The organism is Alteromonas sp. ABV4_515 (genome assembly GCF_056160345.1).
Genome location: NZ_JBSWWZ010000006.1, coordinates 431904 through 443412, shown reverse-complemented (window position 1 = coordinate 443412; position 11509 = coordinate 431904). Strand labels below are relative to the sequence as shown.

The window sequence follows — 11509 nt, the reverse complement described above, 5'->3', positions numbered from 1 at the left end:
AACTGATTTTTAGTGTTTACGTAATGTCAGAAAGTGAACCACTGGGCGTATGCAAGCCACTTATGTTAGCGCGATGTTGCATGTCGATTTTTCTTTCCTTTACTCGTAAATTCATTTTTTTATTAATTCATTTAATTTCAGTTGCTTGCATGTTTTGCAAATTCCTTCTGAATAAGAATTGAGCAGATTGGTTTTACCTTTTAAGATAAATTATAGTGTTGTATTTATGGTAAGCATTCATAGTGGTTATGGTTATACCAGTATGAATTCTCAGCATTTAAGGTTATTTTTCACATCTTTACACTGGAAACGGCAGGTTGTTATACCGGAAAAGACAGTGTGATCGCCGCACCGCCGAGGTGGCTGTCTGCGATATCTAACCGCCCCTCGTAAATAGCAACAAGATCAGCAACAACGGCCAAACCAATACCTTGGCCTTCGGTATAGGTATCAAGACGTTCGCCTCGTTCCAACAAGACGTCTTTCTGATCGTCTGGTATGCCAGGCCCATCATCTTCGATGGTGATATGACTCCAACCTTGCTGACGCGATAATGAAACCAATACCCGACTGCTGGCGGCTTTACAGGCGTTATCGACAACATTTCCGAGCATTTCCATTAAATCGGTACCGTCGCCTTCAAACTGGCAACTGGCGTCGCCTTCCCGGGTCAGCGTGAGATCCGCAACGCGATGCACTTTCAGCATAGCACTAAATAGTTTATCTACCACTGGCGCGACATCGACGCTGGCTTGCCAACCAGACTTTGCTGCTGCCGCACGTTTTAACTGACGTTGGATGATGTGATCAATCTGTACCAAAGATTCATAAGCGTCATCAGGCAGGGCAGGCGTGCCCATAGCGGCGGCCAGCGGGGTTTTAAGACTATGAGCGAGGTCGCCTAGACTGTTTTTATAACGGCTGCGCTGTTGGGCTTCTGCCTCCAACAAGCGATTTATACTGTTTTTAAGCGGGGTGAACTCAACCGGATAAGTGTTATCCAAGGCCGGTTGATGACCGCTTGCCGTTAAACGTATTTCGCGAATAAGGCCGCGAACCGGGGCCAATACCACATTAATACCCACAATCAATAAAATCAGAAGCCCTGCGCTTAGCAACAACAACCATTGCCAAAGGGTATCCAGGTACGCATCCCGTTCAATATTAAACTCTGCACGATTGTTCAGAATATAGAAATGGACGGCTTCAAAGCCTGAATCAGAGGCGAATTCGGCGGTAAAGGCGTAAGAGAAATAACTGTCCATATTAGACAGTGCGCCGCTGTCTTCGGTGACAAATCGTTCATCACCCACGTCAGGCGAAGGCGGCTGAGAAATCACTGCGTTGTTCAATGCCGATGCAGACTTCCAAACCACTTTGTCGCGAAAAATAATCAGCCCGATATAGCCTGAATCGGGCAAATTTAGCTGCTCTTCATACAGTACTTCTGGCATGTAAGGTGTGTCGCCATCTAATTCGAAGGCAGAAACCAGCGCCAGATTCATCAGTTTCAGTTCATTGTGTTTCGCTTGGGTCAGGCTTTCTGTATAGGCCTTGTCGAGGGTAATCACCGTAACAGGGATGAACACAACCAGCGCCACTAAGGCCAATAAAATGCTACGTAAACGCAAAGAAAGGTTGGTCATAGATCCCGATTCAAACGGTAACCGCGGCCACGCAGGGTTTCGATGGGTTTGAGTGAACCATCGGGGTCGAGTTTTTTACGCAGACGGCCAACAAACACTTCAATGACATTACTGTCGAGGTCGAAATCCTGGTCGTATATGTGTTCGGTAAGTTCGGTTTTCGACACAATTTTCTGCGGGTTTAGCATCAGGTATTCCATTACCTTGTATTCGTACGCAGTTAATTCTAAGCGTTCTTCGTGCAAGGTGATTTCTTCGGCAACCGTATCTAACGAAACCGGACCAAACTGAATGGTGGGGTTCGCCTGACCCGATGAGCGTCGGATAAGTGCTTTCACCCGGGCCAGAAGTTCTTCGTTGTGAAAAGGTTTCGTGAGGTAATCATCGGCCCCGGCGTCCAGGCCTTCTACTTTCTCTTGCCAACGATCTCGGGCTGTGAGAATGAGGATAGGGGTCTTGATATCTTTTTGACGGGCGGTTCGAATAACGTCAAAACCATCAATGCCGGGCAAGCCAATATCAACAATTGCGGCATCGTAACTGACTTCTACGAGTTGATATAAAGCATTATTGCCGTTATCGGCTAAATCTACACTGTAACCATGTTGTTGCAGCAGGCTATCAAGTTGGGTTAGCAGGCGACTGTCATCTTCGGCAATTAAAACACGCATGGTTGGCGTTAGTCCTTTTCTTTTACCGGCTGAACCCGTCCTGTGTTCTTATCCACGTCAACGGAGATCACCCGGCCATTTTTCTTTAACATTTTAACCCGGTATGCAGAGCGGGTCTGATCCACGCGGAGTACACGTCCTTTTACCTGTTGCTGTGCTTTGGCAGCAGCCTGACTGCGGTCTATCTGCTGGGTTGCCTGTTTATCCTGACGCGCGTGTGCTTGCTGCGACAATGGCACTGCCAACAGAAAAACCGCAACGGTCATGATTTTTAAAATATTCATACAGCCTCAACAGGTGAACCAGCACAGGTAAACAATGTTCCTCATGTTGGTATCCTAGCATAACCACGTTAAATGAACATTGCCTGAATCATCCCTGAAGGCAGCTAAACCACGAACATTCATACTGTTAAAAAAACGGGAGCCATTTGGCTCCCATTGTTAAAGGCTGTTGTACTTATGGAAGTACTTTCTTGTAAGGTTTAACCACCACATCGGCATAAACCCCAGCTGCTACGTAAGGATCGGCCTCAGCCCACGCTTTTGCCATCTCTAGCGAGTCGAACTCGGCAACTACCAGTGAACCTGTGAAACCCGCAGGACCCGGGTCGTCGCTGTCGATGGCCGGAAAAGGGCCTGCGATTAATAAGCGACCTTCGTCTTTCAGTGCATTCAAACGCGCAAGGTGATCAGGGCGTGCAGCGAGACGTTTTTCCTGGCTGTTTTCCACATCAGTGGCACAAATCATATAAAACATGAATGATTCCTTTATCTGTTTTCCGCTACTTTGCGGTGGCCGTTTTCATATCGCTAACAAAACGATTCAACGCTTCCAGCATGGTGGGCACGTCGTCGAGGTGATTAGCAATAATGTTCACCGTCGCTGAGCCACTAATGGCGCCTGCGGCACCTGCTTGAATGGCGGTAGTAACTTGGGCTGGGGTTGAAATACCAAAACCAAGAATAGGGGGGGCACATTGGTAGTCAGACAACTTGCTGATCAGCGCTTCTGCAGGCACATCAGCAGCCGTTTCGACACCGGTTACACCTGCGCGACCAAGCAGGTAAGTATAACCGCGAGAGTGTTCACCAATTTGTTGTAACGTTTCTTCAGTGGCGTTGGGTGGCGCAATCAAAATTTGCGCTACACCCGTTTGGTTTGCCACATCCAAGAAAGGTTTTGCTTCGCGTAGGGGCACATCTGCAACCAGAATAGAATCCACTCCCGCGTCTTTTGCCAAGCCGTAGAAATGGTCGATGCCGTGAACGACCACCAGGTTACTGTACAGCAGTAAGCCAATTGGCGTGTCAGGATATTTCGCGCGTACGCGAGCCAACATTTCGAAACACTTACCTGGGGTCACGCCGTTTTCTAGCGCACGAATGGCAGCAGCCTGGATTGTCGGACCATCAGCAATAGGGTCGGAATAGGGAATACCCAATTCCAATGCGTCGGCACCGCTTTCGATTAACTGACAAATGATTTTTTCCGACGTCTCGATATCCGGGTCGCCCACCATCACGAATGGGACAAATGCGCCTTCATTTTTGTCGTTCAGGCGCGCGAACATTGCTTCATAGCGATCCATTGAAATCTTCTCCCAGAATCTTGATCACGTGACCTAAATCTTTGTCACCACGGCCAGAAAGGTTCACCACAATCACGGTTTCCTCGTCTGCTTCATCTGCCATATTCAGCGCGTGAGCCAGTGCATGCGAAGATTCAAGCGCAGGAATGATGCCTTCTTTGCGAGCCAGCAACTGGAACGCGTTCAGCGCTTCTTCGTCAGTTACCGATACGTACTCAGCACGACCGGTTGCCGCCAAATGGGCATGCTGCGGGCCAACAGCTGGATAATCCAAACCGGCAGAGACCGAATAGCTTTCCTCAATCTGGCCTTCTTTATCTTGCATGATGTAGGTGTACGCACCGTGCAGAATACCTTTCGAACCGGTACAGATAGTGGCACCGTGTTCGCCGGTATGCAGGCCTTTACCACCAGGCTCAACACCAATCAAACGCACTGACGGTTCGTCGATGAAGTCAGCAAACATACCAATAGCGTTAGAACCACCGCCAACACAGGCAACGACCGCGTCAGGCAAGCGGCCTTCTTTTTCTAGAATTTGTGCGCGGGTTTCTTCACCGATCATGCGGTGGAATTCACGTACAATGTGTGGGAACGGATGAGGACCCGCCGCTGTACCCAGCAGGTAATGCGCTTTGTCGTAATTGGCAGACCAGTCACGCAAGGCTTCGTTTACCGCATCTTTTAAGGTGCCTGAACCAGCATTAACCGGAATCACTTCCGCACCCATTAAGCGCATACGGAACACGTTAGGTGCCTGACGTTCAACGTCTTTAGCACCCATATAAATACGGCATTTCAAACCCAACAGGGCGCAAGCGAGGGCGGTAGCTGTACCGTGCTGACCGGCGCCGGTTTCGGCGATAACTTCGGTTTTACCCATGCGCTTGGTGAGCAGAGCCTGACCTAACACCTGATTGGTCTTGTGGGCACCGCCATGAAGCAAGTCTTCACGCTTTAGGTAGAGTTTTACTTTCGGGTTGCTAACCAGATTACGGGTTAACGTCATGGCCGTAGGGCGACCTGCGTAGTCTTTTAGCAAAGAGGTGAATTCTTCCTGAAAAGCCGGATCGTCTTTTGCGTCCAGAAAGGCTTTTTCAAGCTGGTCAAGCGCAGGGATCAGCAGTTCAGGCACATACATGCCGCCGAATTCCCCGAATTTTGAATCAAGTTGGTTCATGAATAATCCTGTAGCACTTTCAATTAGTAGCGGCGGGCTGTGGCAAACAACGCCGCCAGCTTTTCTGCAGATTTTTCACCCGGTGCGTCTTCCACGCCCGAGTTCACATCAACGGTGGTCGCGCCGGTTTGCAGGGCGGCCACCAGGTTGTCGGCGTTAATGCCACCGGCAACGATTAATTTTGTTTTATCGCTAATGTTGTTCAACAGATCCCAGTCGAAGGATTTACCGGTACCGCCTTTTTCATTGCCAATTTGGCAATCCAGCAATACGCGGTCAGCGGTGATATCGTCGTTCAGTAATTCAACCACGTTGTCAGGCAGTGAATCGGTTACACCTGCAGCCTGCCAAATTTGGCAGTAGGCCGGTAACTGGGCGCGCAGGGCCAGACGATAGGCACGGTCTTCGTTGCCATGCAGTTGAACCGCATGGAGATGCATACTGGTGGCGGTTTCGACGATGTCAGCGATGGGCTGATCGACAAACACACCCACATAACGACCCGGTGCAGAGTTTACGATAGTTTTCGCCTGTTGCACCGTTACACATCGTTTAGATTTCGGCGCAAAAATTAAACCACCGTAGTTAGCCCCGAGGCTGAAGACTGTTTTGGCATCTTCAACTTTCGTCAGACCGCACACTTTAATGTCGCCGTAAATTAAACCGCGCACTGCAGCAGGCAGGTTCTTCTGCGCCATTAATGCGCTACCGACTAAGAAGCCCTGACAAAGCGTTGAAAGGCGGCGTACATCTACGTGGGTATAAATACCGGATTCTGAAATAACCACGAAATCGTGGGTGGCTTTTTCAACCATGGGTAACAGCTTTTCAGTGGTAGCCAAATCCGTAGACAGATCTCGAAGATCACGGTTGTTGATACCGATGATTTTGGCTTGTAGCGCAATGGCGCGAACCATTTCTTCTTCGTTACTGACTTCGGTAAGAATATCCAGCGACAGAGCGTCGGCAAGGGTTGCCAGTTCACGGTATTCGTCGTCGCTTAACACACTCAGCATTAGCAGAATGGCATCGGCATTATAATGACGGGCCAAATAGACCTGATACGCCTCGACAAAAAAATCTTTGTTCAGTACAGGTTGTTCAACGCGTTCGGTAACGTAGGCAAGGTATTCGAAACTACCTTGGAAATACTTTTCGTCAGTGAGCACCGAGATGCCCGCCGCATGGGGTTTATAGGCCGCGAGAATTTCGTCCAAATCGAATACCGGGCGAATGAGGCCTTTTGAGGGGGACGCTTTTTTGCACTCAAGAATAAAACCGGCATTAGGCTGGCTCAGGGCGTCGAATAAACTTTTCTTCGACGGCGTCAGTGAATCCTTAAACGATTCCAGTGGTTTTGCCGCCTTGAGGGCATCAATTTCTACGCGCTTATCGGCAACAATGCGTTCTAACACATTACTCATCGGTACTACTCTCCTGATGACTGATTTCAGCTACTGCATTTAATGTGGTTAAGGGCTTACCCTGGCTCATCGCGTCCATGGCCATTTCCGCGCCTTCTTTAAAACTGGTAACGGTGTCAGTTAATTTCAACAAGGCACCACAGTTCATCGCGATAGCGGCGCGGTGGGCTTCCTCGCCTTCACCGGCCAGAGCGGCTTCCACCATCTTGCGGTTATCTTCTGGTTCACCGCCAGCAATGGCTTCAAGGGGATAGGTCGGCAAACCAAAGTCTGCTGGGGTGACGGTGAGCGAACGTAAGTCGCCGTGCTCAAGGTCAATAATTTGCGATTCACCATGCAAAGCCAGTTCATCTAATCCGGCGCCGTGTACAATCATGGCGCGATGCTGACCTAACAACATTAATGTACGGGCATAAGGTTCCAGCAAATCCGGCGAATACACACCAAACAAGCCGTGGCTCGGCCCGGCAGGGTTGGCCAAGGGGCCAAGAATATTAAAAATAGTGCGGGTTTTCAGCGCGGCGCGGACGGGCGCGGCATGTCGCATTCCGGAGTGATAAACCGGTGCGAACAGAAAGCAGAAGTTAGCATCATCCAAACATTTTCGCGCAGTTTCTGGACTAATTTCTAAATTAATACCGAACTGGCGGAAAATATCCGCCGAGCCGGATTTACTCGACACACTGCGATTACCGTGCTTTGCGACTTTCACACCGCAACTGGCGGCAACCACGCCCGCAGCGCTGGAAATATTGATCGTGTGATGGCCATCACCACCGGTACCTACGATATCAGCGAAGGCGTAATCCGGCGTTGGAAACGGCAGTGCGTTGGACACCATGGCACTGGCGGCACCCGCGATTTCGTTCGGTGACTCACCGTTTAGTTTCAGTGCAGTGAGTACGGTAGCGAGAATCGTTTCAGGTTGCTCACCATGCATAATGCTGTTGAACAAAGAAAACGATTGAGCCTGACTCAGGTGCTCTTTGGCAAACAGAGCTTCAAGTGCAACTGACGCATCATACATGTTCGATTTCCTTGTCGGTTAAATAGTGGATACTTTGCAATAACAGCTTACTGCCGTCGGCTGTGAGTATGGACTCAGGATGGAACTGGAATCCCAGCATTTTATCTTCAGGGTGATACACCGCCATGGTGTTATCGCCGAAGCTAGCAATGGTTTCAAGGCCATCTGGCAGTGAAGTGGCAACCAGTGAGTGATAGCGCGCTACGTGCAGCGGCTGCGCTAATCCCGCAAACATAGCATCACCGCTATGGGTAATGGGCGATGATTTACCATGCATCACCTCACGGGCACGGTCTACCACGCCGCCGTAGTGATTCACAATGGCCTGATGGCCCAGGCAAATGCCTAATACCGCGAATACGCCCTGTACCTTTTTCAGTAGAGCAGGCATACAACCAGCTTCATGAGGTGCACCGGGCCCGGGTGATAATAATAGCAGCACCGGCGACTGTTCTGCTTCCTTTTGCATGCGCTGGAATAGCATGTCTGCATCGACGGTGTTGCGATATACAATAATGTGTAAGTCCAGCGCCCGCAATTCATCTACCAGGTTATAAGTAAACGAGTCTACGTTATCGAGAAGAAAAACAGTGATTTTGTTGCTCATTATTTCTCTCCTGTGTTGAGTGCGCGGCGAACAGCATTAATCACCGCCTGCGCTTTTGTTCGGGTTTCATCGGCTTCTGACTGCGGATCGGAATCATAAACCACGCCAGCACCAGCCTGAATATAGGCGCGGTCGTTTTTTACGAAGGCGGAGCGTATCACAATACAGGTGTCCATATCGCCGTTTCCGTTCAGATAACCCACAGCGCCGCCGTAACTGCCGCGACGTTTTTTCTCTACGCCACGAATGAGCGATGCCGCACTGACTTTGGGTGCGCCTACCAGTGTGCCCATGTTCATACAGGCTTGATAAGCATGCAGCGCATCGAGGTCGTCGCGAAGTTGGCCAACCACGCGGGATACCAAGTGCATCACATGAGAATAGCGATCGACTTTTAGTAAGTCTTTGACATAGCGTGTGCCAGGACGGCTTACCTTGGCCACGTCATTACGGGCCAGGTCGACCAGCATGATGTGTTCCGCTTTTTCTTTGTCGTCTTCACGAAGGTTTAACTCAATGCGGCTGTCTAGATCCGGATCGATTTCGCCATTCGGACGTTTGCCGCGAGGGCGGGTGCCCGCGATAGGGTAAATTTCTACCTGGTTAGTCTGGGTTTCATATTTAATTGCTGACTCGGGCGATGCGCCAAATATCGTGAAATTTTCATCTTTCATGTAGAACATGTAAGGACTGGGGTTACTGATTTTCAGTTGGGCGTAAGCAGCAATGGGGTCGGGACAAGGAAGCGAAAACGTACGGGAAGGAACCACCTGGAATATGTCGCCGGAAAGAATGTGTTGTTTGAGGTTAATCACATCTTCGGCGTAGGCAGCATCGTCCTTGTCGACATCCACATCCGTGGAATCAGGCTGGGCGTGGACGTCGGCCTCCGGTGCTGCCGGAATGTCCTGTAAGCGCGCCTGCAATTTTTCTAATCGCTGAGCAATGTCGAAGTAGCTCTGCGCCACATTGGGACCACTGAATACACTGCCGACGAGGTGCGTTTCTTTTGTCTGATGATCCACCGTGAGTAAGGTTTCTGCCAGATAAAACACATAGTCAGGGCAATCATTCTCGCCGTCTGGCACGTCGGGTAGCTGCTCGAAGGTCGCCAGCAAGTCATAGGCAAAAACACCACCTAAGAATACCGCGTGTGGATGCTGGCGTAGTGGGGTGATTTGTTTCACTAGCATGCGCAGACCATCGAATACGCTTGCGGCTTTTAATCGCGAATCTTCATCCAATGATGAGTCAGCAGCATGACAGGTAAGGGTAACAGTAACGCCGTCTCGTACTACATCCATGCCCTCTGGTCGCTGGGCTTCAATCAGTGGCAATACCGATTCACCGTTTGGGGTGAGGGCGGTGCAAATAACCTGATTACCACGACATACCAGCCGCATGGCGGCGTCTACCATTAACAGACTCTGCAGGTCGTCTTTGCTTTCAATTTCTGCTGATTCCAACAGCAGTGCGTTCGATTTGTCGGCGCACAGGAAAGTGAAGGCGGCCAGCGGGTCGTTTAGATATTGCCCCGACTGCTCGATGGTTTCCACTTTGCCTGGTTGTGTGCCCAGTTCCGCTAAACTCATTGTCGCAAATTCTCCAACTGCGATTAAAAAAAAAGGCCCGTAAAACGGGCCTTTATTGTGTTCTTTCACGCACTCACGCGTACACCGCCCGTTAATTCAGGGAGTGCCACCACCAAACTGCATTGATTTTTTTGCTGATTGATAATTGATTACGCATGATTTCTCTGTTTGAAACTTCGATAGGCATCGAAGTCGTTAGTACGTATAATATGCCCTATAGAAGAAAACAAAATTGAAGTTGTGTCAACCGGAAATTTGCATAAGACATTGAAAATCGATCTACATAGTCACACCAAACATTCAGACGGTCACCTCACTCCCGAGGAATTGATTCTGCGCGCGCACAACATGCAAGTGGATGTGTTGGCCATCACTGACCACGATACACTGGCCGGATTACCCGAAGCGCACGCGGCACAAGCAAAGCAAAAACGGGCCTTGACCATCATCAATGGTGTTGAAATTTCCACCGCCTGGCACGGGTTTGATATTCATGTGGTGGGGCTAAACGTTGATGTAGATGATGAGGTGCTGAAAGCCTTTCTGCAGAATCAGGCGGATATTCGTCGTGAACGGGCGCTTAAAATTGGTGAAAAACTGCAAAAGTGTGGTTTTGATGGCGTAACTGAAAAAGCGTTTGCCATTGCAGGTGTTGGGCAGGTGACCCGTGCACACTTTGCGCGCGTATTAGTGAATGAATACGGTGTGGCAACCATGGATGCCGCATTTAAGAAGTATCTTGGAAAAGGAAAACGCGCGGCAATCAAAGCTGTCTGGCCTGAGATTAAGCAGGCTGTTACCCACATTCGCGCTGCTGGCGGACAAGCCGTTCTCGCTCACCCGGCGCATTACGATATGACAGCAAAATGGTTGCGACGCTTGGTTGCTGAGTTTGCCAGTTATGGTGGCGATGCTATCGAAACCGCCTTCCCGGGCATCAATCCTGACAAGCAAAACCTCATCAACGAACTTGCCAGCGAGCATAATTTGCTGGCGTCAGCGGGCTCCGACTTCCATTTTCCATCACGGTGGACAGAACTAGGAAGGAATCTGGGCATTTCAACCAGCCTTACGCCTGTGTGGCACGACTGGTCCTTTGCCGCCCACCCCTAACAGGACATTATCATGAGTCAGTTTTTTTATATTCATCCTGAAAATCCGCAGCAACGTCTGCTAAATCAGGCGGTAGAAATCATTCACCAGGGCGAAGTCATTGTTTATCCCACCGATTCCGGTTACGCCATTGGCTGTCAGATGGACGATAAAAAGGCGTTGGAGCGTCTGTGTCAAATTCGTCAGATAAAAAATGAACACCAGTTTACCCTGATGTGTCGGGATATGTCGGAACTGTCTAACTACGCCAAAGTAGATAACCTGGCGTTTCGTCAAATTAAGAACAATACACCGGGGCCCTACACGTTTGTGTTCAAGGCCACCAGTGAAGTGCCAAAGCGTTTGCAAAATCCGAAACGTAAAACCATTGGTATTCGAGTGCCTGATAACATTATTGCGCTTAAACTGCTGGAAACACTGGGTGAACCGCTGATGTCTACGTCGCTGATCTTGCCAGGCAATACCATGGCAGAATCAGACCCGGACGAAATTCGCGACAAACTGGAAAAGCAAGTGGGCTTAATTATCCACGGTGGCTATCTGGGCGAGCAGCCTACGACAGTCGTGGATTTTTCTGATGGCGAAGCGCAGATCATTCGTGAAGGCAGCGGTGATACCTCGCCGTTTTTATAAGCTAGACCACGGGCAGATAAAGGAC

12 protein-coding genes are annotated in these 11509 nt (G+C 49.7%); 2 read left to right on the top strand and 10 right to left on the bottom strand.

The window, feature by feature from the left end; all coding sequences use genetic code 11:
- Positions 1–320: 320 nt before the first annotated feature.
- The 10 genes from ACXAGX_RS16270 to ACXAGX_RS16225 form a co-directional block, all read right to left on the bottom strand.
- Positions 321–1646, bottom strand: a complete 1326-nt coding sequence (locus ACXAGX_RS16270) for an ATP-binding protein (protein WP_474839569.1) — start codon at positions 1644–1646, stop codon at positions 321–323.
- Entirely contained in the window at positions 1643–2317 is a 675-nt protein-coding gene (locus ACXAGX_RS16265; protein ID WP_070126772.1) for a response regulator transcription factor, read from the bottom strand. The genes ACXAGX_RS16270 and ACXAGX_RS16265 overlap by 4 nt, the downstream gene beginning before the upstream one ends.
- Positions 2318–2325: 8 nt before the next feature.
- On the bottom strand, positions 2326–2601 hold the full coding sequence (locus tag ACXAGX_RS16260; protein ID WP_474839567.1) for a PepSY domain-containing protein: 276 nt from the start codon (positions 2599–2601) through the stop codon (positions 2326–2328).
- A gap of 175 nt (positions 2602–2776) precedes the next feature.
- The gene (locus ACXAGX_RS16255; RefSeq protein WP_474839565.1) at positions 2777–3076 is read right to left on the bottom strand and encodes a YciI family protein; all 300 of its coding nucleotides are present in this window, start codon (positions 3074–3076) and stop codon (positions 2777–2779) included.
- Between the two features lie 25 nt (positions 3077–3101).
- On the bottom strand, positions 3102–3908 hold the full coding sequence (gene trpA / locus ACXAGX_RS16250) for a tryptophan synthase subunit alpha (protein WP_474818141.1): 807 nt from the start codon (positions 3906–3908) through the stop codon (positions 3102–3104).
- The gene (gene trpB / locus ACXAGX_RS16245) at positions 3895–5088 is read right to left on the bottom strand and encodes a tryptophan synthase subunit beta (protein ID WP_474818142.1); all 1194 of its coding nucleotides are present in this window, start codon (positions 5086–5088) and stop codon (positions 3895–3897) included. The genes trpA and trpB overlap by 14 nt, the downstream gene beginning before the upstream one ends.
- A 23-nt stretch (positions 5089–5111) precedes the next feature.
- Positions 5112–6512 (bottom strand): bifunctional indole-3-glycerol-phosphate synthase TrpC/phosphoribosylanthranilate isomerase TrpF, encoded by a 1401-nt coding sequence (trpCF, locus tag ACXAGX_RS16240; RefSeq protein WP_474839563.1) that lies wholly within the window; start codon positions 6510–6512, stop codon positions 5112–5114.
- Positions 6505–7539 carry an anthranilate phosphoribosyltransferase gene (trpD, locus tag ACXAGX_RS16235; RefSeq protein WP_474818144.1) on the bottom strand — a complete coding sequence of 345 codons (1035 nt, stop codon included), beginning with the start codon at positions 7537–7539 and terminating at the stop codon, positions 6505–6507. Before trpD ends, trpCF begins: the two co-directional genes overlap by 8 nt.
- Entirely contained in the window at positions 7532–8146 is a 615-nt protein-coding gene (locus tag ACXAGX_RS16230; RefSeq protein WP_474839561.1) for an aminodeoxychorismate/anthranilate synthase component II, read from the bottom strand. The genes trpD and ACXAGX_RS16230 overlap by 8 nt, the downstream gene beginning before the upstream one ends.
- Positions 8146–9738 carry an anthranilate synthase component 1 gene (locus ACXAGX_RS16225; RefSeq protein ID WP_474818146.1) on the bottom strand — a complete coding sequence of 531 codons (1593 nt, stop codon included), beginning with the start codon at positions 9736–9738 and terminating at the stop codon, positions 8146–8148. Before ACXAGX_RS16225 ends, ACXAGX_RS16230 begins: the two co-directional genes overlap by 1 nt.
- Before the next feature lie 267 nt (positions 9739–10005).
- On the opposite strand from ACXAGX_RS16225, the gene ACXAGX_RS16220 reads away from it, so the two are divergent.
- The gene (locus ACXAGX_RS16220; protein ID WP_474839559.1) at positions 10006–10851 is read left to right on the top strand and encodes a PHP domain-containing protein; all 846 of its coding nucleotides are present in this window, start codon (positions 10006–10008) and stop codon (positions 10849–10851) included.
- A 12-nt stretch (positions 10852–10863) separates the two neighbouring features.
- On the top strand, positions 10864–11484 hold the full coding sequence (locus tag ACXAGX_RS16215; RefSeq protein WP_474818148.1) for an L-threonylcarbamoyladenylate synthase: 621 nt from the start codon (positions 10864–10866) through the stop codon (positions 11482–11484).
- Positions 11485–11509 lie beyond the last annotated feature (25 nt).

Bases quoted from the DNA above. Each gene is read 5' to 3' on its own strand.
- ACXAGX_RS16270 (WP_474839569.1), bottom strand. From the start codon at position 1,646: ATGACCAACCTTTCTTTGCGTTTACGTAGCATTTTATTGGCCTTAGTG.
- ACXAGX_RS16265 (WP_070126772.1), bottom strand. From the start codon at position 2,317: ATGCGTGTTTTAATTGCCGAAGATGACAGTCGCCTGCTAACCCAACTT.
- ACXAGX_RS16260 (WP_474839567.1), bottom strand. From the start codon at position 2,601: ATGAATATTTTAAAAATCATGACCGTTGCGGTTTTTCTGTTGGCAGTG.
- ACXAGX_RS16255 (WP_474839565.1), bottom strand. From the start codon at position 3,076: ATGTTTTATATGATTTGTGCCACTGATGTGGAAAACAGCCAGGAAAAA.
- trpA (WP_474818141.1), bottom strand. From the start codon at position 3,908: ATGGATCGCTATGAAGCAATGTTCGCGCGCCTGAACGACAAAAATGAA.
- trpB (WP_474818142.1), bottom strand. From the start codon at position 5,088: ATGAACCAACTTGATTCAAAATTCGGGGAATTCGGCGGCATGTATGTG.
- trpCF (WP_474839563.1), bottom strand. From the start codon at position 6,512: ATGAGTAATGTGTTAGAACGCATTGTTGCCGATAAGCGCGTAGAAATT.
- trpD (WP_474818144.1), bottom strand. From the start codon at position 7,539: ATGTATGATGCGTCAGTTGCACTTGAAGCTCTGTTTGCCAAAGAGCAC.
- ACXAGX_RS16230 (WP_474839561.1), bottom strand. From the start codon at position 8,146: ATGAGCAACAAAATCACTGTTTTTCTTCTCGATAACGTAGACTCGTTT.
- ACXAGX_RS16225 (WP_474818146.1), bottom strand. From the start codon at position 9,738: ATGAGTTTAGCGGAACTGGGCACACAACCAGGCAAAGTGGAAACCATC.
- ACXAGX_RS16215 (WP_474818148.1), top strand. From the start codon at position 10,864: ATGAGTCAGTTTTTTTATATTCATCCTGAAAATCCGCAGCAACGTCTG.